This is a genomic window from Veillonella intestinalis (assembly GCF_943192895.1).
In the GTDB taxonomy this organism is placed as follows: domain Bacteria; phylum Bacillota; class Negativicutes; order Veillonellales; family Veillonellaceae; genus Veillonella_A; species Veillonella_A intestinalis.
In genome coordinates, this window is record NZ_CALPCB010000002.1 from 264,968 (window position 1) to 289,543 (window position 24,576).

Sequence of the window (24,576 nt, forward strand, 5' to 3'; positions counted from 1 at the left end):
AAAACTATTCTACATTATAATAAATGGCCCATTTTTTCTTTTTTAGTTTTTAAATAACCTGCATTTACATTATTAGCCTTGATAATCACAGGCACTCGTTTATTAACTTCAATGCCCCAGTGTTCTAGACTTTCACGTTTCAAAGGATTGTTAGTCAATAAATTAACACTTTTAATCCCTAAGAAACGAATAATTTGGGCCGCTAATGAATATTCACGCATATCTGGTGGGAAACCAAGTTTCACATTCGCTTCTACCGTATCTAAGCCTTTTTCTTGTAAAGCATAGGCTTTAATTTTATTTGTCAAACCAATGCCACGGCCTTCTTGGCGCATATACACGACTACACCACGACCTTTTTCTTCAATCGTACGTAATGCATTGTGAAGCTGCTCACCACAATCACAACGTTGCGAACCAAATACATCACCAGTTAAACATTCAGAATGTACTCGAACTAACACATCGTCTTGATCTTTTACATCCCCTTTAACAATGGCTAAATGCTCTTTATGGTCTAGGTAATTTTTAAATACGAAAATTTGAAAATCACCAAAAGCTGTAGGCAACTTAGATTCAGCGGCTAATGTAATAATTGGTTCATGCAATTTACGATATTCAATCAATTCAGCAACGGACGCAATTTTCAAATCATATTTATCAGCAAACTCTAATAAATCATCTAAGCGAGCCATACTACCATCATCTTTAGTAATTTCACAGATAACGGACGCCTCTTTAAGACCTGCTAAACGACATAAATCAATAGAAGCCTCGGTATGACCTTGACGAACTAAAACGCCCCCTTCTTTATATTGTAGTGGGAACACATGACCTGGACGGCGGAAATCATCTGGACGCGCTGTATCATCAACCAAAGCACGAATCGTCAATGCCCGTTCATAAGGGGAAACACCTGTAGTTGTATCAACATGGTCTACCGATACAGTAAAGGCCGTTTCATGATTATCTGTATTTTTTGTCACCATTTGAGGAATATTTAAACGTTCTAAATCTTCCCGTCTCATAGGTGTACATACAATACCCCGAGCTTCCTTCACCATGAAGTTTATATTTTCCATAGTGGCAAACTCAGCTGCTATCATGAGATCCCCTTCGTTTTCACGTTTTTCATCATCTACGATAACTACTGGTTTACCAATTTTAATATCTGCTAATACTTCTTCAATCGTATTCAACGTTCTTGTCATTATAATATCTCCTTTTATCCTCTAAATGAGTAGGTATCTATGGTTATATAAAGCCCTTAGCAGCTAGCCAATCTTTAGACAGCCCTGAATGTTTGGCTTCTGATTTTTTTGCGCTTGTAGAATTTGACCTTCCTGCTACACCATCAGCTGTAACAGGCTCAGACAAATTCATAAAATGGCGAATATAGCGCCCTGCAATATCTGTCTCTAAATTCACCACAGTACCAATCGTAGCCGTTGCCAAAATGGTATTAGCAATCGTATGAGGTATAATTGAAATTTCAAAATAAGTGGCTTCTCGCTTTGAAACAGTCAAACTAGCTCCATCAACGGCAATCGAACCTTTGTAAATAATATAATCTAACACATCAGCCGTTGTTTCAATGGTAAAAATAACCGAATTATCAAGTTTACGAATATTACGAATTCGGCCCTGTCCATCTACATGGCCAGCTACCATATGACCACCAAAGCGACCGTTGGCAGCCATAGCACGTTCTAAATTAACGGCTTGCCCTGCAGTAAACTTAGCTAACGTTGTCATATTCACTGATTCAGGCATAACATCCGCTACAAATTGTGTGCCAGAAAAGGCAGTCACAGTTAAACATACGCCATTAACAGCAATAGAACAACCGACTTCCATATCTTCGAAAATTTTATGACCTTCAATCGTCAGTCGCATAGCCTGAGCATTTCGTTGAACACTTACAACGTTACCGACTTCTTCAATTATTCCGGTAAACATGAGCGTCACTTCCTTCCTCTACATATGCTTCTAACCGAATATTATTATCTAGTATAGCAGCTGATTCAAAACGCAGTTGAACACCTTCCACTAATTGATCAATGCCTTGTCCATTAACTGCACCTAAAGCAGCTTGGCCACCAATAATCGTATTGCCAATATAGGTTACTATTTTGTTAAATGCTTTTGCTTCTACAAAGGAAGCAATCACATGACTACCACCTTCCACTAAAACAGAGGTAAAACCTAACTCACCTAGCTGTTTTAATATCAACGTTATATCAAGACCATTTACGGTAGACTCTACAGGAATTACCTTAGCCCCTCTATTAGTTAGAGCTTTAATTTGACAATCTTTACAAGCCGAACTAACAAAAATATAAACATCACGATTAGGTTGTTCAAATAATTTAGCATCTACTGGTGTTCGTCCTAAACTATCTAAAATCACCACATCAGGCTGATGTAATGGTGTAGCATTTAATTCTTGAATATTTTCTTCTGATAATTTACTATCGGCTTGTAAACGACAATTTAAACTTGGATTGTCACTTAATACTGTACCAATGCCAGTTAAAATCACATCATGAGTAGCTCGTAATCGATGTCCATCTTGCCGTGCCGTTTCATTCGTAATCCATTGTGAATGACCTGTCCGTGTAGCAATCTTTCCATCTAAAGACATGGCTGATTTTAACGTAACAAAAGGACGTCCTGTTTTAATAAAGGTCAAAAAGCCCTCAATTAATTTGGAGCATTGATCTATTAACACACCCGATGTCACTTCAATACCAGCGTCCAAAAGCATTTGAATGCCTTTGCCACCTACTAATGGATTTGGATCAACCACACCAATGACAACGCGTTGAAGGCCTGCTTCAATCACTCGTTTGGCACAAGGCGGCGTTTTACCATAATGAGCACAAGGTTCTAAGGTTACATACAAGGTAGCACCCTTAGCAGCTTCACCAGCTTGTTGCAATGCGTTTACTTCAGCATGAGCCTCGCCAGCTTTATGATGAAAGCCCTCACCTATAATCTGCCCATCTTTTACAACCACAGCCCCCACCATAGGATTAGGATGGGTCCGTCCTGTAGCTTGTGCCGCTAACGCTAGAGCCCGTGCCATATAGGTTTCATCAATTTGCTTTTGTAATTCTAGGTCTTTTATTTGTTCATCTGTCATACTATGAACTCCTAACATAAAAGGGACTATATGCATATAGTCCCTGAGTAAATTGCGTTATAAACTTCGCTTTCTATGCGACACCTCAAACAATCATTAATACAATAATTTGATTGTTCGTATTTCGTAAGAAGGCGAACTCATACCGTGTCTTTTCCCATCCAGACTATACTGTCGGTCTCGGAATCACACCGAGTCAACCCATTTCAGAGCTTGCGGACTATCACCGCCGGTCAGGAATTGAATGCGAATAATCAATTCTGTTATTCGATTCGCACCTTGCCTCAAAGACTATCCTTATTAATTTGTAAAATATATAAGGTAAAAATAATACTTAATTACAAGTTTTGTAAACTTGTAATGACTACTATTTCTATAGTTGATTATACTATCATTTATAGGATTCTGCAAGTGGTGAAACCAGATGCCCCTTTGTTTCACTACTTCTATGTATTTTTATATTCCCCCTTTGATCAATATAAGCACTTCCGTAAAGTAAAGTTAAAAAGTATAAGCCCCATTGAAGTGCTATAGTATTAATCGCCAAACTTTTTAATTGTTGTGCCACTTGCGTATATTGTGTACTAATTATGCTTCGAGTCAAAATCTTTGCTAAGGATTTTTCAAACATTTTATATTGATATTGCACATACATTAATTCACGCCGAATATGTGCTCGCTGAATCTTCACTTTCTTTGAGATAAAAACTGCTAAATTGTCTAATCTATATATACCTTCATGAAGTTGTAAAACTCGATATATAAGATGTTTTATATTATTATGAGAATTAAACGAACTTTCACAATAGAGGGACACCAATATTGTGTGAATAAGTTTTACACTGTATTGACAACCATTAACATACATATCACCACAACTAAATTCTGGATTTTCCTTTGATTTACAAGTACAGTCATCCATTTTTAGATTTGTTACTTTAAATAAATCTTGCCAGGAATACACCGCAAGCATTGTAGTAGCACTGGTGTGATGAAATAAATATCGCTGTTCATAACGAACTAAGTGACATAATTTACTAATGATAATATGTCCATATAGCTCAAACTTTACCTTCCCCTTAGCCGTCAGCCTATGGGGTCTTTCTAACACTAAAAAATAACCTTGGTTAAATATCTCCACTACCTCATCTACATGACGACGGGAATAGGAATTCTCTTTTAAATACGCTACCACTTCAAGATAGCCCTTATTAAATGGTGCCATCAACTGAGGAATAATAGCTTTATCTTGTAATGATTCTTCCAATAAATCCTCTAACATAAGTAAGAAAAAATGAATATATTGAGGAATTATGAAATCTTTACCACCATCAATAAATCGAGTTCTATCATTAGCAGTCTCAATTATAGATTCAGACATATTTATAACACTTCCTTACAAAAATTAATATAGATGGTAAGTTTTTTAAATTGTAATTCATAATATGGCCTTAAAATATTTATTAACGAAATAAAATATGTAAAAATAAAGGAACTTTTATTAAAAAACACGTCAACTGTGCTATTTAAGTCAAAGATGTTGACCAGTAAACTAGATATAATGCTGCAAAGAACCATCCTTTTGTGATTATTACATATATGTATAGCCATAGACCTGTTTCTAAAGGTAAAGTTAACAAGTTCTATCCTTAATTAAGATTATTTATATCTCCCTGCTATCAAACTCCTATATTACTAAGCAAATTCTATTAAATATGTGCAAAAATAAATTTTTTGGTATAGAATTTTTTGTTCAAAGGAAAAATTTAGACGATTGCAGCAAAATATTCACAATACTATACTGTTAATTGTGATTGCAATCACCTTTTATTCAAAATTAGTCATTAATATAAAGGAGATATAATGACAGAACCATTTTATGAAACAAAATATATTACATTAGCACAACAAGGCAATAAAAAAGCTTTTAACTAAACTTTGTCATCAGTATAAAGGGTTGATTCGCAAATATGCCCATGTAACAGCTGTAAAATGTGAGTCCGCTGATATGGAAAATCTTTTATGGGAACTATTTATCCGCGCCATTAAAGAATATAACACCAAAGGCTCCGTTCCCTTTTCAGGCTTTGTACAAAGTCGAATTCGGTATGGACAGTATAACGCCTTTAAAAAATTACGCCGTCAATGGCAACATGAGTCATTTATTATGAATATATCTACAGATGGCGAAGACACAGCCATGACCTTTGAAGATATTCTAGACCCAACGGTGAGTGCTGAGGATACAGTATTAGCACATGAAAATAAAACACGAATTACTAAAGCCTTTCATCGCTTACCCAAGCCACAACAAGCCTTATTATACGCATACTATGTGAAAGGTATTTCCCTGTCAGAATTAGCACGCCAACATGGTATCAGTCGTCAAGCAATGCAACAACATAAAAATCGTGCCCTTACCGCTTTGACAGTCTTTTTTAATGAATAGTATTAATAAACAACATAAATCAGGATTAACCATTATTTGTAAGAAATATACACTAAAAAGAAGGCGAAAACTCACATGAATAGTAACATAAATAGACCTAGTATAAAGTATAGCTTAGGCATAGATATTAGCGAGCATAATGGAGCCATAAATTGGAATGCGGTCAAAAAAGCAGGCGTAATATTTGCCATTATCCGCCTTGGCTATGGTCAGGGGCACTTAGACTCCTTATTTTATGATCATGTTAACACTGCTATTGCGGCTGGTATATCTATAGGTATTTATTATTATAGCTATGCTACAAATTGTGATCTAGCTGCCCTAGAGGCCCACTATGTAAGTAAAACCTTATTAGATTGTGGACTTCCCCTCGCTAAACTTCCTATGGGCGTATGGTATGACCTAGAAGACCCAAGTATCTTAACGGCTTGTGAAGTCAAAGGGTATCAAAAACAAGAAATCACTAATATAGCAAGTACCTTCGTCAATCACTTATGGCAAACAGGCTATACCTTCACAGGTATTTATGCCAATTTAGATTGGTGGCTTAACAATCTAGATACCTCTCAATTAAGCCGTCCTCAATGGTGTGCGCAATATAATACTACTTGTGATTGGCCTACTGCACATATGTGGCAGTATTCTAATTCACTTGCCATTGATGATGCTTTATTTGACGGTAATATATTGTTCAATTGATAGTAAAGAACTAGGAAAACCCCCATATATAATAAGGAGACTGTAGAGCGCCGAAGCATTCTACAGTCTCCTTTATTATCTTTATGATATGTGATTTTACTAAACTAACAGTATATTACGTTGTCAATATACAAACTTGCCATACTGGACAGTTTTATATTTAATTAGCCTTCAATTACATACCTAAGCGTTCCATGAGCAATTTAATTTGTTCACGTTGAGCTTCTAATTCTTGACGTTGTGCCTGTAATTCAGCTTTTTGACCAGCCACTTCTTGTTTCAAGGATTGATTTTCAGCATTGCTTGCTGCTACGGAATCCTTCAAGGATGTGTTTTATACTATCTTTATCTCTTTTTTATTGCTTCTCTAAATTGTTTCACAACTTCAACTACATTACTAGCTTTTGTAATAGCCGAAATTACGGATACACCATCGGCACCATGATTTCGAATAATAGCTGTCGTTTCCGCTGTAATCCCACCAATAGCTACAATAGGGATCTCTGAATCTACATTGCGTACGGCTTGAATGCCTTCTGGCCCTATAGGTGCTTTAGCATCACCTTTTGACTGTGTGCCATATACCGGTCCTACCCCAATATAATCAGCCAAATCTACTCTTGAGTGACTATATTCTTCTGGTGAATGAATCGATAAACCAATAATCTTATTAGAGAATCGTTGCCGAACGCTTTCAATTGAATCATCCTCTTGTCCAATATGAACACCATCAACATTTAATTGTTCCGCTAACGCCATATCATCATTCATAACGAATGGCACTTGGTAATTTTGACAAAGAGTTTGTACCTTTTTAGCAAACTCCAGTTTAGCTTCGCCTTGTAAAGAGTCCTCACCTTTTTCACGAAGCTGAAACATTGTAATGCCTGCTTGCAATGCTGTTTCTATACAAATCAAAGCAGCTTCTTCAGAATTTTGAGTTCCTTTAAAATCCTGTGTGCCACAAATAAAATATACTGCTAACTGGCTGCGGTTAAATACCATTTGCCAGTTCTTGCGATTTGTTACAACATCATCGGTAATACCATATAAGGCATTTAGAAACTCTATTTGAAAACTGCCTGGCTCTACTTGTCGATATATAGCCTTACAATTTTCAGCAGCCATTTCAGCAGCTACTGAATACGCAGTTAGCCCCCACAAAGTACGCGAAAACAAATCTTCATCAGTAGCATTGTCAGAAGACAGATTAAATTCCATAGAAGTTGAAGTAGAGCCAATAAAGGCTGCTAAAAATCCACCTAACAAACAACCTGTCCCCACTACAAGTGGCATCATAGAAGACCCATTAGTTATTTCAATCGTCTTGACTCCATTGGAAATACCATCTATGGGACCCGTTACTACAGTAAGTACATTAAAGGCCTTCGCACACTGTGTCGCTAACATACCAGGTTTAGCCACGCCAGCACTATCTACGCCTTTAGAGCTTACCGCCGTAATGTCTTTAGCCTGTGTTATTTCAAAATTACGTCCATTAGCCACGTCTAATTCCTGTTTCGCCTGTACTAATGACGCTATTTCACCCGCATTACCGCGGAGCAAAGTAATTTTATGTTCTAATAATAAATCAAGGGCAATGTTTCGTCGAAATGGCCCTGCGCTGCAAGCAACAGGATCCAATACAACGGGCACATTTAATTCATTAGCAAGAGCTACTGCCTTTTTATAAAAAGCTGCTAATTCCGGATTTACCGTGCCAATATTTACTAATAAGGCCTGTGCATGAGGCAATAAATCACGCAAATCTTCTATACAAGAACTCATTGCCGGCGATGCACCAACAGCTAGCAAACCATTTGCAGTAAAATTCTTTACCACATCGTTAGTTAAGCAGATAACCAGAGGATTTTTCTCCCTCAATGCTGCTATATATTTCATAATATGTCTTCTTTCTATATCTCGTAGCAACCCAACACTCTATTAACTAAATAAGCTAAAAAACTAAATAAACTAGAAAACTAAATAAATTAGAAAATCATAACTTAATCGTATGATTAACCGGCCCGTGTCCTTTTCCTAGACCAGGATTTTCTTTAATAGCCTTAGTTATAAACTCTTTACCAATGCCTACGGCCTCTGGCAATGACTTTCCTTTACTTAATTCAGCGGTAATTACTGCTGAAAATGTGCAACCTGTACCATGAGTGTGTGGTGTATCAAAGCGTGGACTTTCATAAGTAATGCATGACTCACCTTTTATATATAAATAATCTTTCGCTGTTTCACCAAAATGGCCACCTTTCATAATAACAGCCTTAGGTCCCATTTCATGTAAAATAACTTGTGCCGCTTTTTCCAATTCACTTTCCGTCTCAATGCTAAAGCCTACCAAATATTCAGCTTCTGATAAATTTGGGGTCACCAAAGTAGCCACTGGCATTAATTCCGCTTTAAATTGATCCCATGCTTGCTGATCAATTAAGTGATCACCACTGGTAGCTACCATAACTGGATCCATTACATACGGCACAGAACCATCTACATATTTACGGATAATATGCATCATATCCACATTAGCTATCATACCTGTTTTCAATGCTGCTGGTGGAATGTCATCAAATACACAAGCCAATTGTTCGTCTAATACAGGTAAATCTATATTTTGAATCATTCGTACACCCATAGTGTTTTGTGCTACTACACTCGTTACTACGGCCAAGCCATATACATCTCTAGCCTGAAACGATTTCAAATCAGCCATAATACCTGCGCCACCTGATGGATCAGTTCCTGCAATCGTTAACGCTGTAGGAAAGATATTTTGTTTCATGTTGTCCTCCAATTACTCTAGCAATAAACTCTCCTTAATTTATTGCTGAAACGTAATACTGTAGAACCCAATACTTAGTCTTATTTTACGTCATTCTGTGGATTTTGACAAACCTGCCAATAACCACCTCGATCTGGTCCTATACGTGTAACATAGCTATTTGCTTTCAAAAAAGCAATATTATTAGCAACCGTAGCTATACTAATTGATAATAATTCAGTTAACTGCTTTTGTGTTATAAAAGGATCTCGTGCCATATGCTCTAATATGGCTAACCTTGTTTTATTCAGTAGAGGCAACACTGATATAGTATGTAAAAATTTTTTACCTTCATCAGTTTCAATGCCTTGCTTATACTTAATTTTTAGTAACTCTTCTTTTTCAGAGTTTATATTATAAATATGGTTTTTATAAGAATTCATTCCATAAAGAGATATAGGCTCTGACACTTGATACGTAGAAATTCTATTAAAAGGCAATGTTACAGTTATCGTATTTTCACTAAAAGTAAATACATCCCTACTATATGCATCAATAATGGTAGGAACCCCTCGTCCAGAACGTTCGCTTACACGAAGTTGTAAAAAAATATTCGCTAATTCAGTATTAACAGGTACTGAGGCACCATTGAAAAAGCCTTCTTTAGTTTGCTTAGCAGCTAATGTACCTCGTGATAAAATTTCAATTCTATCTGAAAGCACACTTATCATAGGCGCATTACCATCAGTCCATTTATTATGTACAAAAGCATTAATTATCGCTTCTCTATAAGCATTACTATTAAACAAAGGAACATCTTTGCGAATCGCTACTCTGCGCCGCTCATCTGCTTGCATAATATTCAATACATCCCCATATTCAAGAATTTGCGTTACTGAAACTAATAAACAACGATTACCAAATTCTTTAACCATATATAAGGGTGCTTCTTTAGTATTTCCAGAAAATACTGATACCCTAATTGGAATATGAGAATTATCTGATAATAATTGAGCAAGCATATTATATTGCCCGTCATCTGTTCGTAATCCCAACGTAACGTCAAACGTATCAAGGTTAAGCTTTATACCTACTCCGCTATAATAATTAAACAAGCTAGTAAATTGTAAATCTTGATATTCAGCAACCATATTTTTTAAAGACATTCCATCTCGACGTAATTTTTCAAATAAAGTGGCTTCTCTCTCAGGATATTTTAACAAATTAACTTTACTGGATCCGATTCTTATAAATCGGTTATTTTTAAATGAAACAGGAGTTTTAGTAGCTCTTGGTACTTCCATAATAACCAATCGCTTATTCAAAAAGGAAATCTCATGAAATCTAAATGCCGTATCTGGTGTTAATTGTCTTGCTAAAAAATGCTCTAAAGGCTCACCATTAACAGCTATTGTAAAATCAAAGGTAGTCCCAACTACGTCATGGTTATAATCACTAATCCCCCATATTAAATAACCATAAGATTTATTGCACATAGCCGCTGCATTAGCTAAAGCAGATATATATTCCCCTAATTGATTTGGCTCATACCAATTCTCTTTAAATTCAAACCATTCACCTTCATTAGCATTTTCTATTAAATCTATAATTATTTTCTTATAATCTTTCATGTAAAATCACCTCAATTCACCTAACTATATCTTTATTATACCTCTCTCTCTTTAATAAGTATATAGATATTATACAGAAAGTATATAGAATTAATACAGAAAATAAAAAGTAATAGGTTCCCTTAACTACGACTTGTTCGTTAGAACTCAGAGTAGTGTGGGAACCTCTCTCCTCCCCCTAAAATACATCAGAATACTCAGCATAATACGCTTTATATTAATATAACGTTCAATGTAAAAAAGTAATAGGTTCCCTTAACTACGACTTGTTTGTTAGAACTCGGAGTAGTGTGGGAACCTCTCTCCTCCCCCTAAAATACACCAGAATACTCAGCGTAATAGACTTTATTTTAATATAGCGTTTAACGCAAAAAAGTAATAGGTTCCCTTAACTACGACTTGTTCGTCAAAACTCGGAGTAGTGTGGGAACCTCTCTCTTTCCCCTAAAATACACCAGAATACTCAGCGTAATAGACTTTATTTTAATATAATGTTTAACGCAAAAAAAGTAATAGGTTCCCTTAACTACGACTTGTTCGTTAGAACTCGGAGTAGTGTGGGAACCTATTACTTTTTACTTAACCTACAAATTAAAGAACATTACGCGCATATTCTGCGTATTTTGCCTCTAATTCGAGCATTTTTTCATTCATTTCAACTTGTAATTTTGAAGCTGTATCATAATCACCAGCAATAATTGCTTGCGAGATACGAGTAAATAAAGACGTTTCTGCGCCTGTATCTTTTGCAAGGTAATATCGCATTTCATTGATTACATCCCAGCGTGATGTATCAAAACTATCATCCCCATGAATTGGTTTCATAGCACGGATTGTATTAATATTGGCAGGAATTAAACGATTGATTAATTCTAATTTCCAACGATTTAAAATACCTGCAATAAAGGATTCCATTAAATCTTTAGCAAAGGCACCACCATTAACCAAAGCGTCTACTTTAACTGGATTGTTTTTATAGCCTAAGATGTTTTCCCATACAGTAGCTGGTGGAACACCATACATGCTATTTCGTTCTTCTTCTGTATAATCATCAAATACATTCTTTTCAGAACGATACGCACGACCAGTTTCTAAATAATCAGCACTGTCTTCTGGCTTTTTAGATAATTCAGCTAATAAAGCGTCTGGCGTTTTGCCCGATGTAATGACATAACGTAAACCATCTAAAACGGCGGAATAAATTAAAGCAATAGCCGTATATGTATTAGTATATGGATTTGGCGAGCGAAGTTCAAAACGAGTCGCCATTGGATTATCAATATCACGAATTAAACCACAAAGAATAGTACGGTTACGGCTTGGCTCATCAGGTTGATTACCTAAGGACGTTACAATACAGATTGGTGCTTCAAAGCCTGGTTTTAAACGGTTTAAAGAGTCGGTTGTAGATGTAATAAATGGGTTGATAACTTCATAGTTTTTCAAAAGACCCATAATCGCACCGATACCTAATGGGCTTAAGAAGGCTTTTTTCATGTCTTCCGGGCTGAAAAGATTGACCATTTTACCATTTTTCATTTTAGCCATCAAGCCAAAATGAGTATGTTCTCCAGAACCAGCTACGCCAATAATTGGTTTTGCTTGGAAAGTAACATCAAGTCCGTTTTCACGGAATACTTCACGAACAATGATTCGAGCTTGTAATTCATTATCGGCAGTTTGCAATGGATTGCTAGTATATTTCCAGTCGATTTCAAGTTGCTCTAATACATGATCCATATGACCTTCGTCATCAATTTTACCTTTAACGCCACCTACTTCTTTATGCCCCATTTCAGCATTTAAGCCATAAGCATCAAGCATTTCTACAGCTTGTTCCATAGCGGTACGAACCGCACCATGTGTACGTTGCCAGTATTGTTCTTGTAGTTTTTGAGATGTGGATAACTCTTTAGTACTTACTACTTTGGATGGTGTTTTTACCCAAAACTCTAATTCTGTAGCAGTCGTAAATACTAAGTCAGCAATATCGTCAACATTTACATGTTCCATGCCTTTAACTGCATTGTTTTTGAGTAAAGTCATTAATTCTACTTTTACAAAATCTAGTGTTTCTTTTAAGATGGAACGAGAGTCAACGTAACGATCACAGTGTTTTAAGAAAGCAGGAATACGAAGTGTTCCTGTTGGTAATCCAGTAGCTGGATCGATGTTTTCATAGTTATAATCTACAAACCAGTTAACACTTGGATCACCCCAAATATCTACACGAGCATTATTTAATGTAGCAATGCCGGTCAATACAACAGAGGAACCATCAGTCTGTACAGCACGACCTTCAAAGAAAGATTCATAATCATCAAAGAACATAGCAATTGGAATTTTTTCATCTGTGTCATTACCAGCCAAATCAACACCTACTAAAGATACAAATTTAATTTCAGGATGTTGCTCTAGTAATGCTAATACCCCTTCTTTACCATATTGACCAGCGGGAATATAGTACAATAATTCGTTTGACATAATACTTCCTCCTTGTTATAAGCAAAAAGACCCCTTAGCACTGCTGAATTAGCAATGCTCAAGGAGCCTTCATTGACCAGTTATTATCTTTAAAGGTATATTAACATACTCACATTAGTATGTCAACAACAGGTTAACCGTTAACCTTTGCAATTTCTTCACGAACAATCATATTCACAAGTTTGCCATCAGCTCTACCTTTTGTTTCAGGCATTACTTTGCCCATAACATCACCCATTTTAACAGGGGCCGTTAAGCTGTTAATAGCATTTACTACGATAGTGCGAATCTCGTTTTCACTAAGTTGGGCTGGTAAATATTTCTTCAATATTTCCATTTCCTCTTTAGTCTGATCTACGAGATCATCACGCTGACCTTTTTCAAACTCAGCCAGTGAATCTTGACGCATTTTCATTTCTTTCGCCAAAATACCAAGTATATCTGTATCGCTAAGCTCGCGCTTTTCGTTAATTTCCGTATTTTTAATTGCTCCGTTAACCATGCGAATAACGCCTAATGCCACTTTGCCCGCTTCACGTGCTTTCATGGCTTCTTTCATATCCGCCTTTAACTGTTCTTTTAAGGACATACCGTGCCTCCAAGATAAATCTTACGCTCTGAATTTGCGCTTACGTGCAGCCTCAGATTTTTTCTTTCTTTTCACGCTTGGTTTTTCATAGTGTTCGCGTTTTCTTACTTCAGACAAAACACCCGCTTTTTGGCAGGAGCGTTTAAAACGGCGAAGAGCACTTTCAAGCGTTTCATTTTTACCGACTTTAATTTCAGACATCTATATCCCTCCCTCCAATTATTCGATGGAAGTGCAGGTATTTACTATACGCACATAAAGATATTATAATATTTGACACTATGTTTGTCAATATTAGAAGGTCATTATGCGCTGTATTTATATACATTTTTTTAGATTTCTGGCCATCCTAATTCTTGGCCACCTAAAATATGAGCATGTAAATGGAATACTGTCTGTCCAGCTTTTGCACCAGTATTAAATACTACACGATAACCATCAGCAGCTAAGCCTAACTCTTTTGTTACTTCTTTAATAAATGGTAGAATTCCTTCTACATATTCAACTTTTTCATCAGTTAAATGTGCAATATTAGCTACGTGATTTTTAGGAATCACTAAGACATGCACTTTTGTTACAGGATTAATATCATGAAATGCTAAGAACTTATCATTTTCTAATACTTTGTTACAAGGAATTTCACCATTAATAATTTTACAAAAAATGCAATCACTCATGTGTCATCGCTCCTTAATAAATTAATACAATGTGTACATTTATTCAATGATAACTGTTTCACCGTCAAGGGCTACTACCGTACCACCAATAATTGTGCCCACTTCATAAGAACTTTCGTCTTTCTTTATTTTACCGTGAATATATTCATTAGTAAAGCCTAGATAATAGCCATCTTCTTCACGCTCAATCAAGATTTGAGCTGGCTTGCCTATCATTGACTCGGCAAATTTAACTAAGCCTTTTTGCCCCAAAGTATTCAAAAGTGCTACCCGTGTTTTCTTTACGGCTTCTGGAACTTGATCTTCCATAACGGCTGCTGGTGTGCCTTCCCGTTTTGAATAAGGAAACGCGTGAATATGAGTGAACCCAATTTCTTCAACCGTCTTCATGGTTTCTTCGAAATCTTCATCCGTTTCTCCAGGGAAACCCGCTATAATGTCAGTAGTAATTGCCAAATTAGGAATACGACTACGAAGCCGAGTAATTAAATCCTTAAACTCTTGTAACGTATAATGACGATTCATCAATTTCAAAATATGATCAGAGCCAGCTTGTAATGGCAAATGTAAATGCGTACAGAAACGTGGCTCTTTTGCCATTAAATCGACTAATTCTTCCGAAACTTCTACGGATTCAATGGAACCTAATCGAATACGCTGTAATTCAGGAATTTCAAGTAAAGCTTTCACTACTTGAGCTAAATTTGGTTTTTCTGGTAATTCAATACCATAATTCCCCAAATGAATACCAGTCAATACAATTTCATGGTAACCGTGCGCTACTAGGCGCTTCGCTTCTTTCACAATATCTTCAATACGGCGAGATTTTAATTTCCCTCGAGTATAAGGAATGATACAGAAAGTACAATAATTATTACAACCTTCTTGAATTTTCATGAAGGCGCGAGCCTTATCGATTTCATTACCATACAAAGGCATTTCTTCAAATGTAGCTTGTTCCATAATATTACGAACAATGCTAATCTGTTTTTCTGTAGATTCTAATTGTTCTACTAATTCTACAACTTGATGACGATTATTTGTGCCAATGACAAGATTTACCCCTTCAATAGCTGCAATCGCATCAGGTACTAACTGCGCATAACAGCCTGTTACGATAATATAGGCATCTTCATTTGTACGTTTAGCTTTGCGAATGAGTTGACGTGATTTTCGTTCGCCCATATTAGTAACAGAGCAAGTATTAATTACGTAAATATCCGCTTTTTCATCAAAATCTACAGGCTCATAGCCCTTTTGTATAAATAAACCACGCATAGCGTCCGTATCATATTGATTAACGCGACAACCTAAGGTAGTAAATGCTACTGTTTTCATTATTTTTTTGATTAACTCCTCTCAATTTACATATTTAACTCGTATTGCAACATACTCACTGCACTAATAGCTGCCGTTTCAGCTCGTAAAATGGTACTACCAAGCGTTACTACATCAGCACCTAAGTCCATCATTAGAGAAACTTCGCTTTCACTTAATCCACCTTCTGGGCCGATGATGATAAGCACGCGTTGTGAGTCATCTTGTTGCAATGCTTCTTTCAAAGTATGACTTGCTTCATTCTCATAAGCGACCAAAAAGCGTGTTCCACGTTTTGCTTCAGCCGTTAACACTTCACTTATATTTTGCATAATCTCTAGCTTTGGCAATTGTTCCCGTCCACATTGCTGAGAAGCTTCTTTCATAATTTTTTGCCAACGCTCTACCTTTTGTGGCAATTTATCGGCTTTGTATTGAACTACACAATGTTTCATAGGGACAGCATATACAGTGTGAACATTAAGTTCCGTTGCCTTTTGTAGCACCCATTCTAATTTGTCAGCTTTTAAAAAAGCTTGTACCAGCACTACTTCCACATCGCCCGGTGATGTAGTATCTACATCACCAACTCGCTCAGCTCTAGCTTCACCATCTACCACATCTAAAATGCGATAGGTAGCCGTACCACCATCGTTATTACTTACACGAATTGGCTTGGCTACATTATGACGAAACACAGTCAGTAAATGATGCGTTGTTTCTTTAGGTATTATTATTTCAGTATCTAATGGAGTGGAAATAAATATCTTCTTCATTAAATACTCCTTTCTTGCAATGTCAATAGCCCCCTCAAATAGAGTTACATATTAGTATACCATGTTTATCGATGTTTCTCTATGGGAAAAACCTCCTACACAAGAACAATAAGTTCTTGCACAGGAGGTTCCTCCAATTATGACTTATGTGTTAAGGCAAATGTATGCCAGCTACCTTTAACTATTTCTTCCACAATCTGCCAATGCTCGACAATATATGGCTTAATCTCTTCGTAACGCTCATCAATGATACCACTAATAATCAGTGTCCCCTTAGGAGCTAACTTTTCACTAATCGTCGGTAATAACATTTTAAGAGGATCGACTGTCAAATTCGCTAAAATTAAATCAGCAGTGCCCTTAAAATCAGTAGCCAGATCACCACAGATAAGCTGTGCAGTAACGCCATTCGTTTTACAATTAATTTCTGCCTGCACGACTGCACTATTGTCTATATCAATACCAATTAAAGTAGGAATACCTAACTGATGGGCTACTAAAAGCAAAATGCCTGTGCCTGTACCAATATCTAAACAAGTATTTGCCTTAGCGCCATATGTTGCCATTAACTCTGCACAAGCCTGTGTTGTTTCATGAGCACCCGTTCCAAAAGAAAGATCAGAATCAATCGTAATCACTTGTTCACCCTCTTTTGGTATATATTCTTTCCAGGCAGGTCGAATCACTAAATTGGGTAAAATTTCAGTCGGTTCAATATATTGTTGCCAACTATTATACCAATCTGTATCAGTTACTTCTTTCGCATATAAATCTTTAAACTGAAACTGGGCTTGTTTTAATTCATGGGCAATGCATTGTTCCCATTCATCAACACTTTTAGCTGTATCACCATATAAGGTAATCTGTACCCAATCGGGTTCATTCGGTACGTCTTCTTCTATAAAACCGTTGCTACTCATAGTATCAAAAAGAGTAGTCACTTCTTCAAGGACTACTCTTTCAATGGCAACGGATATTTCAATCCATTTCATATATACCTCTTTAATCAAGACTCAAGGCATCTTTTACTTTGTCGCCAATTTTTTCTAAAATGCTCTTACTCTCCTGCAAAATTGTTACATCTTCTTTGCCTTCTTTTGCAAATTGAACTAACAATTCACGCTGTTTATCAGTCAACTTCTTAGGCGTTGCCACAGTAACACGAACGTGTTGATCCCCTCGTTGATTTGGATTACGTAAGTATGGAATCCCCTTTCCTTTTAAGCGGAAAATAGTACCAGTTTGAGTACCTTCAGGGATTTTCAATTCTACTTTACCATCTAATGTATTAACCTTAATCGTAGCACCAATAGCAGCTTGAGCAAATGTAATCTTAGCTTCACTCACAACTTCATTACCTTGACGTTCAAATTCACGACTAGGTTTTACATAGATGTAAACATACAAGTCACCTTTAGGGCCACCTTTAATACCTGGTTCCCCTTCATTCGCTACACGCAAACGTGAGCCACTGTCAACGCCAGCTGGAATTTTAATTTCAATCTTACGACGAGCTACTGTTTCACCACTGCCATGACAAGTCTTACATGGTTTCTCAATCTTTTTACCAGAGCCATGACAAGCTGAACAAGTACGTGCAGAACGCATCTGACCAAATGGCGTATTTTGTACCACTGTTTCTTGTCCAGAACCATGACAACGAGTACAAGTATCTACTTTGCTACCTGGCTCACCACCAGTACCATGACAATGATCACATTCTTCATGACGTTGAATTTCAATCGTCATCTTGCGACCAAAGGCGGCATCTTCAAAGCTAATTTCAACATCATGACGAAGATCGTCCCCTTTTTGAGGACCACGGGCTTGTTGACCACCACCGCCACCAAAGAACATGTCAAAAATATCACCAAAGCCACCAGCTTGGCCACCGAATCCGCCAAAACCACCTTGACCGCCAAAGCCGCCGAAACCACCGGCCCCAGCGCCTCCACCTTGCGTGAAGGCTTCATGACCATACTGGTCATACTGGGAACGTTTAGTTTCATCAGACAATACTTCATAGGCTTCATTGGCTTCTTTAAATTTCTCTTCGGCCTCTTTTGGATTGTCACGGTTTACGTCAGGATGATATTGGCGAGCTTTTTTTCTAAATGCTTTCTTTATTTCATCTTGAGAGGCGTTTTTATTGACCCCTAAGACGTCATAATAATCCTTCGCCATTAGTTACCGTCCTCTTAGTCTTTTTTATCGTCTTTTACTTCAGTATATTCAGCATCTACCACATCATCGTTAGATTGTGCACCAGCTGCATCAGCGCCTTGAGCCGCACCAGCAGCATCTTGAGCTGCTTGCGCTTGTTCATACATCTTAGTAGACAATTCATATAAAGGTTTTGTCAATTCTTCGCTCTTAGCTTTAATGTCTTCTACATTACCAGCTTCAATTGCAGATTTCAAAGCATCTTTAGCCGTTTTTACTTGTTCTAAAGTAGTAGCATCTGCTTTGCCTTCAAAGTCTTTAATTGCTTTTTCAGCTTGGTAAACTAAGGAATCAGCATTGTTTTTAACTTCGATTTCTTCTTTCTTAGCTTTATCTTCCGCAGCATGAGCTTCAGCTTCTTTTACCATGCGGTCAATTTCATCTTGTTGTAATCCGCCAGAGGAAGTAATTGTAATCGCTTGTTCCTTACCAGTACCCATATCTTTAGCTTTTACGTTTACGATACCGTTAGCATCGATATTGAAAGTAACTTCGATTTTAGGTACCCCACGAGGAGCTGCTGGAATGCCAGTTAATTCGAAACGACCCAAAGTTTTATTATCTGCAGCGAAATCACGTTCACCTTGTAATACATGAATATCTACAGAAGGTTGATTATCTGCAGCCGTAGAGAATACTTGGCTCTTAGAAGTAGGAATAGTTGTGTTACGATCGATAATACGAGTGAACACACCACCTAACGTTTCAATACCTAAAGACAATGGAGTTACATCAAGAAGTAACACGTCTTTAACTTCACCAACAAGTACGCCACCTTGGATAGCTGCACCAACAGCTACACATTCATCAGGATTAACGTTTTTAGTAGGTTCTTTACCTAATACACGTTTGATAGCTTCTTGAACGGCTGGAATACGAGAAGAACCACCAACTAATAAGATTTTGTCAATTTCGCCAACACTTAAACCAGAGTCTGCTAAAGCTTTACGAGTTGGTTCAATTGTAGCTTCTACTAGATCATGAGTTAATTCTTCAAATTTAGCACGGGTTAAAGTTAAATCTAAATGTTTAGGACCAGTTGCATCAGCTGTAATAAATGGCAAGTTAATGTTAGTGCTCATTACACCAGACAACTCAATTTTAGCTTTTTCAGCTGCTTCTTTTAAACGTTGATCTGCCATTTTATCTTGAGACAAGTCAATGCCAGTATCTTTTTTGAACTCTTCAATCAACCAGTTCATTACACGTTGGTCAAAGTCATCGCCACCTAAATGGTTATTACCGCTAGTAGCTTTTACTTCAAATACGCCATCACCAAGTTCAAGGATAGATACGTCAAAAGTACCGCCACCAAGGTCAAATACAAGCACTTTGCCTTCTTCGTCTTTATCTACACCATAAGCAAGAGCCGCTGCTGTTGGTTCGTTGATAATACGAAGAACATCAAGACCAGCAATAGCACCAGCATCTTTAGTTGCCTGACGTTGGCTATCTGTAAAGTAAGCAGGTACAGTAATAACTGCTTGCGTTACTTTTTCACCAAGATATGCTTCAGCATCAGCTTTTAATTTTTGCAGAACCATTGCTGAAATTTCTTGTGGTGTGTAATCTTTGTCGTCAATTTTTACTTTGTAATCGCTACCCATATGACGTTTAATGGAAGAAATAGTGCGATCTGGGTTTGATACAGCCTGACGTTTTGCCAATTGGCCTACCAAACGTTCCCCATTCTTTGCAAAACCTACAACGGAAGGTGTTAAACGAGAACCTTCTTGGTTCGTAATAACTACTGGTTCGCCGCCTTCCATAACAGCTACTACAGAGTTTGTTGTACCTAAGTCAATACCAATTACTTTTGCCATTTTAAATGACCTCCTATTAATTATTACTTCTATCTATTGTCATGTTAATTCTTTTAATGTAGTGTATAAATTTTAAAGTTTTGCGTTTTTTAAGAATTAATCATTATGTACTACTTTAACCATAGCTGGTCGAACAGTTTTGCCATCTACAGTGTAGCCTGTTTGCAACACTTCGCATACCATATCATCTTCATATTCATCAGACGGTACACGCATAATAGCTTGATGATAATTTGGATCAAACGGTTGCCCCACAGCTTCAATTACAGCCAAACCATGTTTACTTAACATAGCCATCAAGTTTTGGTGAATCATTACAAAGCCATCCAAAAAAGCTTTCGTTTCCGCTGTAGTCGGCGCCGCTAAGGCTCTTTCAAAATTATCTAAAACGCCAAATAAGTCTTTCATAACATCAGCTTTTACGAAACCTGCTAATTGATCTTTTTCCTGCAAGGTACGTCGCTTGAAATTATCAAAGTCTGCTTGCAAACGAACAAAGCGTTTTTCTGCTTCTGCCAGTGCTTCTTGAACTGCATCTGCTTCAGCACTAACGGCTTCACTTACTTCATTAGCTTCACTAGCAGCTACATCTTCAGCACTTTCTACGGTTACTTCAGGTTCATTAGCTGTTACTTCTTCATTTGTTACAGTTTCTTGGCCCTCTGTTTGTTTCATGTCGTCTGCTCCCATCGTGAGTATCACCTCATTACTTTCTATTTTTATTTTCCGCTAATGCACGCATAAAATCTTGCATATACGATAAAATACCAATAATACGACCATACTCCATACGAGTTGGTCCTAAAATAGCTAATGTGCCAATTCGCTCATCATTGTCACCAAAGTCAGCTTGAATAACACTCAACTCTTTCATGGTCTCCGCTTTATTTTCGCTCCCAATGGTAATACCGATACCGTCTTTTTTAGAAGATGCTAATAATTTATTTAATTGATCTTGTTCTTCTAATAAAGATAAAATTGGCTGTACTTTCTTTATATCTTTAAACTCTGGCTGTTCTAAAAGTTCTGTAGTACCTACTGAATAAAACAGCTTACGTTTAGCAATCGCTCGATATAATGTTTCAGCTAATATCATTAACACAGCTCGAGGCCCTTCAATTAATTGAATAGTTGCTTCTAAACTATGTAAGGTTAAGTCACAAATCCTAAGGTCTTTTAACGCATTGGTAAGCCGCATAGTCACTGTTGCTAACACATCGTCAGAAACAGATTCTTTAAAGTACATAGGCTCATTATCTAAAGCGCCTTGATCGGTTACCACAACCATAATCGCCCGATTATCACCTATAGGTAATACATGAATAAATTTAAGCACTGATGTATCATGAGCTGGTGCTAAGAATAAACTCATGTTGTGACTAATCTGTGAAATTAGCTTAGCTACATTTAAAAAGAAATCTTCAAAATTAGCTGGCTTTTGTTGCCATATTCGATTAATTTGTTCTGCATCTTCGCGCTCTGTACCGTTCGAATGCAACATGGCATCTACATAAAAACGATAACCTTTGGCTGATGGAATACGACCTGCTGATGTATGTGGTTGTTCCAAAAAACCTAAGTCTTCTAAATCAGCCATTTCATTACGAACTGTGGCAGGACTAACACCTAAATTATAATTCTTAGCTAGTGTGCGTGATCCTACTGGTTCAGCTGACTTTATGTAGTCTTGTATGATTGCGTGTAAGATGCGTTGTTTACGTTCATCCATAATCACACCTCATTGTTAGCACTCATCAATGTCGAGTGCTAATCACAGCTATAATGTTATCATAAAACGTCAAAATGTCAAGCAATTATTTTAAAAAAATTTCCTAAAAGTTCGCTTATTTACTGATTAGTCAAAAAATCAAAGAGGCGTTTGACAATCAATAACTGCCAAACGCCTTTTCTTATAATACTTTTAATTTAATAAAGCATATACATATTCTAAACTATACGTTTACGAGTCGCTACTTTGTAAATTAATACGCAAAGCGCTAAATAAATTACAATACCTAGATATGTTGCTTCAGGTGTTTGTTCCCAAGCTTCTAAGAACCAATCCACACCAGCAATACGAAGTACAGCACTAATTAAACTGCCAATAGCACCACCAGCTACAAAACCAGAGGCAACAGTACCGCCTTCATTCACACGAGCTTCCCCTTCAGCTTCATCTTTGGCACTACGTTTTACAAGATAGGAAATGAAACCACCAAGTAAGATTGGTGTATTAATTTCCATTGGTAAATAGGTACCAAGGGCAAAGGCCAATGGTGGCACACCTACCATCCATAATAAAACAGCGAACACCGCACCAATGATATAAAGTGGCCATGGCGCACTACCGCCTGTCATAAGCGGTTCAACAATAGCAGCCATAGCATTGGCTTGAGGTGCATTTAAGGCTCCTTCACCAACGAAGCCATACGCATTATTTAAAAGAATCAAAACACCCACTGATACAATACTGGATACTACAACCCCAACTAATTGCCAAGTCTGCATTTTAGCAGGCGTAGCGCCTGTCAAATGAGCCACTTTATGTTCTGACATGAAGTTACCCGCTACACCAATTGTAGTACCTAAGAAAGCGGCCATCATCAAAATTGCAATGATACCAGTAGTACCACCCATACCAACGCTAGTTAACACTACTGCACTAATAAGGATCATAAAGATTGTCATACCAGATACTGGTTCATTACCAGTAAACGCAATGGAACTAATCCCTACTACGGATAATAGGAACGACATAATCAACACGATTAGGAAGGCCAATACAGATTGCATCAAAGTTTCTGCAAAATAAATATGGAAGAAAATACCAAACAATACAGTCGTTAAAATAATACCTAAACCTAATACTGAATTTGGCAAATCCCGTTCTGTCCGTAAAATATTTACTGTTGTTGTTTTACCGCGGGAGAACATGTCAACAATAGCACGTTTCATAATCTTGCTAACTACATTGGACATAGTTAATAGGCCAATTACCCCTGCCATGGCTAACATACCAATACCAATATGACGTACATAAGTCGTGAATACTGTACGAACAGGTGCTTCAGCTAATAGAATTTCTTTGCCTCCTACCGTCATCAAATGATCGCCACCAATGAAGTAGAAAATAGGAATACATACAAACCATGCGAAGAAAGAACCTGCTGCAATAATAGCACCATAACGCAAGCCAGTAAAATAACCTAAACCAAGTAAAGCAATATCACTATCAAGGGCAAAAGAAACTTTTGTTTTATCTTGGAATATTTGCCCCCATTTGAATGTAGTTGTGGAGAATACTTCACGCCACCATCCTAATGTATTTAGCACAAAGTCATAGAATAAACCAAGTAAACCACTTAATGCCATAAGCTTCGCTTTACTACCATCATTACTACTCAATACTTCTGCAGCTGCACGTCCACCTGGGAACGGATAGGCATGATGCATTTCCACACAGAAATATTGACGGAAGAAAATACAGAGGAATACGCCTAACATACCACCAAGTATAATCGGAATAATCATTTGTAGCACGGTTACATGGTGAATATCTAAAATAAATAAAGCCGGTAAGATAAACATAGCACCACATAATACATTAGTGCCAGAACTAGCGATAGCCTGAATATGTACTGTTTCAGGGAAAGCATTTTTACGTTTAAACAATACAGCCATCCCCATTGAAAGAATAGATACCGGTGCAAAGGCATCAACTGTTTGGCCGATTTTTAAGCATAAATAACCTACTGCAAGAGCAAATAATGCAGCATAAAATAAGCCCCAGAAAATAACATAACTGTTAATTTCTTCATAATTTTTGGTGGGGTCCATAATTGGGCGGACCTCATCATGATGTCCTGACGCTGCCATTTCATCATCTCCTTAATACATAAAACACGTAAAAATATAAGGCTCTGTCACAACAAATGGTTGATTTTTGACGAGAAATAGCGTATAATAATAGTAAGAAACAGTACCACCGAA

At 37.1% G+C, this 24,576-nt stretch carries 22 protein-coding genes and 1 riboswitch; of the genes, 2 read left to right on the forward strand and 20 right to left on the reverse strand.

The features are described from left to right. Positions 1-14: 14 nt before the first annotated feature. The 4 genes from NFR27_RS02680 to NFR27_RS02695 all read right to left on the reverse strand — a co-directional run bounded on the left by NFR27_RS02680 (position 15) and on the right by NFR27_RS02695 (position 4,526). A complete protein-coding gene (locus NFR27_RS02680; protein ID WP_251453933.1) occupies positions 15-1,211 on the reverse strand; it encodes a bifunctional 3,4-dihydroxy-2-butanone-4-phosphate synthase/GTP cyclohydrolase II in 1,197 nt (398 codons plus the stop codon). A 43-nt stretch (positions 1,212-1,254) separates the two neighbouring features. Continuing rightward, positions 1,255-1,959 carry a riboflavin synthase gene (gene ribE, locus NFR27_RS02685; protein WP_251440300.1) on the reverse strand — a complete coding sequence of 235 codons (705 nt, stop codon included), beginning with the start codon at positions 1,957-1,959 and terminating at the stop codon, positions 1,255-1,257. After that, positions 1,940-3,145 carry a bifunctional diaminohydroxyphosphoribosylaminopyrimidine deaminase/5-amino-6-(5-phosphoribosylamino)uracil reductase RibD gene (gene ribD, locus NFR27_RS02690; RefSeq protein ID WP_251440298.1) on the reverse strand — a complete coding sequence of 402 codons (1,206 nt, stop codon included), beginning with the start codon at positions 3,143-3,145 and terminating at the stop codon, positions 1,940-1,942. The genes ribE and ribD overlap by 20 nt, the downstream gene beginning before the upstream one ends. 145 nt (positions 3,146-3,290) lie before the next feature. Beyond that, a riboswitch (FMN riboswitch) is annotated at positions 3,291-3,441 on the reverse strand. Positions 3,442-3,536: 95 nt separating this feature from the next. Further along, positions 3,537-4,526 (reverse strand): hypothetical protein, encoded by a 990-nt coding sequence (locus tag NFR27_RS02695; protein ID WP_251440297.1) that lies wholly within the window; start codon positions 4,524-4,526, stop codon positions 3,537-3,539. 534 nt (positions 4,527-5,060) lie between these two features. Between NFR27_RS02695 and NFR27_RS02700 the strand changes: the two genes are divergently transcribed. Both NFR27_RS02700 and NFR27_RS02705 read left to right on the forward strand, forming a co-directional pair. Further along, complete coding sequence (locus NFR27_RS02700; protein ID WP_277612519.1) at positions 5,061-5,594, forward strand: sigma-70 family RNA polymerase sigma factor; 534 nt, start codon at positions 5,061-5,063, stop codon at positions 5,592-5,594. Positions 5,595-5,669: 75 nt separating this feature from the next. Beyond that, the gene (locus NFR27_RS02705) at positions 5,670-6,293 is read left to right on the forward strand and encodes a GH25 family lysozyme (RefSeq protein WP_251440292.1); all 624 of its coding nucleotides are present in this window, start codon (positions 5,670-5,672) and stop codon (positions 6,291-6,293) included. 175 nt (positions 6,294-6,468) lie between these two features. On the opposite strand, the gene NFR27_RS02710 is transcribed toward NFR27_RS02705, so the two are convergent. The 16 genes from NFR27_RS02710 to NFR27_RS02785 all read right to left on the reverse strand — a co-directional run bounded on the left by NFR27_RS02710 (position 6,469) and on the right by NFR27_RS02785 (position 24,462). Then, complete coding sequence (locus NFR27_RS02710) at positions 6,469-6,618, reverse strand: hypothetical protein (RefSeq protein ID WP_251440288.1); 150 nt, start codon at positions 6,616-6,618, stop codon at positions 6,469-6,471. Positions 6,619-6,638: 20 nt separating this feature from the next. Then, positions 6,639-8,195 (reverse strand): thiamine phosphate synthase, encoded by a 1,557-nt coding sequence (gene thiE, locus NFR27_RS02715; protein ID WP_251440286.1) that lies wholly within the window; start codon positions 8,193-8,195, stop codon positions 6,639-6,641. 97 nt (positions 8,196-8,292) lie between these two features. Then, positions 8,293-9,087, reverse strand: a complete 795-nt coding sequence (gene thiD / locus NFR27_RS02720) for a bifunctional hydroxymethylpyrimidine kinase/phosphomethylpyrimidine kinase (RefSeq protein ID WP_251440284.1) — start codon at positions 9,085-9,087, stop codon at positions 8,293-8,295. Between the two features lie 80 nt (positions 9,088-9,167). After that, complete coding sequence (locus tag NFR27_RS02725; protein ID WP_251440282.1) at positions 9,168-10,697, reverse strand: RNA-binding domain-containing protein; 1,530 nt, start codon at positions 10,695-10,697, stop codon at positions 9,168-9,170. Between the two features lie 591 nt (positions 10,698-11,288). Next, a complete protein-coding gene (locus tag NFR27_RS02730; protein ID WP_251440280.1) occupies positions 11,289-13,181 on the reverse strand; it encodes a type I glutamate--ammonia ligase in 1,893 nt (630 codons plus the stop codon). A gap of 133 nt (positions 13,182-13,314) precedes the next feature. Beyond that, complete coding sequence (locus NFR27_RS02735) at positions 13,315-13,770, reverse strand: GatB/YqeY domain-containing protein (RefSeq protein WP_251440278.1); 456 nt, start codon at positions 13,768-13,770, stop codon at positions 13,315-13,317. A gap of 21 nt (positions 13,771-13,791) precedes the next feature. Beyond that, positions 13,792-13,971 carry a 30S ribosomal protein S21 gene (gene rpsU / locus NFR27_RS02740; protein WP_004695751.1) on the reverse strand — a complete coding sequence of 60 codons (180 nt, stop codon included), beginning with the start codon at positions 13,969-13,971 and terminating at the stop codon, positions 13,792-13,794. A gap of 131 nt (positions 13,972-14,102) precedes the next feature. Continuing rightward, positions 14,103-14,447, reverse strand: a complete 345-nt coding sequence (locus NFR27_RS02745; protein WP_251440276.1) for a histidine triad nucleotide-binding protein — start codon at positions 14,445-14,447, stop codon at positions 14,103-14,105. Positions 14,448-14,486: 39 nt separating this feature from the next. Beyond that, a complete protein-coding gene (mtaB, locus tag NFR27_RS02750) occupies positions 14,487-15,785 on the reverse strand; it encodes a tRNA (N(6)-L-threonylcarbamoyladenosine(37)-C(2))-methylthiotransferase MtaB (protein WP_251453937.1) in 1,299 nt (432 codons plus the stop codon). A gap of 26 nt (positions 15,786-15,811) precedes the next feature. Next, the gene (locus NFR27_RS02755) at positions 15,812-16,540 is read right to left on the reverse strand and encodes an RsmE family RNA methyltransferase (protein ID WP_251440272.1); all 729 of its coding nucleotides are present in this window, start codon (positions 16,538-16,540) and stop codon (positions 15,812-15,814) included. A gap of 137 nt (positions 16,541-16,677) precedes the next feature. Further along, positions 16,678-17,532: a 50S ribosomal protein L11 methyltransferase gene (locus tag NFR27_RS02760; RefSeq protein WP_251440269.1), complete on the reverse strand. Its 855-nt coding sequence runs from the start codon at positions 17,530-17,532 to the stop codon at positions 16,678-16,680. 10 nt (positions 17,533-17,542) lie between these two features. Then, the gene (gene dnaJ / locus NFR27_RS02765) at positions 17,543-18,724 is read right to left on the reverse strand and encodes a molecular chaperone DnaJ (RefSeq protein WP_251440266.1); all 1,182 of its coding nucleotides are present in this window, start codon (positions 18,722-18,724) and stop codon (positions 17,543-17,545) included. Positions 18,725-18,738: 14 nt separating this feature from the next. Further along, complete coding sequence (gene dnaK, locus NFR27_RS02770; protein WP_251440263.1) at positions 18,739-20,586, reverse strand: molecular chaperone DnaK; 1,848 nt, start codon at positions 20,584-20,586, stop codon at positions 18,739-18,741. 96 nt (positions 20,587-20,682) lie between these two features. Next, positions 20,683-21,261 (reverse strand): nucleotide exchange factor GrpE, encoded by a 579-nt coding sequence (gene grpE / locus NFR27_RS02775; protein ID WP_251440260.1) that lies wholly within the window; start codon positions 21,259-21,261, stop codon positions 20,683-20,685. A 31-nt stretch (positions 21,262-21,292) separates the two neighbouring features. After that, positions 21,293-22,315, reverse strand: coding sequence for a heat-inducible transcriptional repressor HrcA (gene hrcA / locus NFR27_RS02780; RefSeq protein WP_251440257.1), 1,023 nt, complete (start codon positions 22,313-22,315; stop codon positions 21,293-21,295). Positions 22,316-22,533: 218 nt separating this feature from the next. Beyond that, the gene (locus NFR27_RS02785) at positions 22,534-24,462 is read right to left on the reverse strand and encodes an OPT family oligopeptide transporter (RefSeq protein ID WP_251440254.1); all 1,929 of its coding nucleotides are present in this window, start codon (positions 24,460-24,462) and stop codon (positions 22,534-22,536) included. Positions 24,463-24,576: the final 114 nt, after the last annotated feature.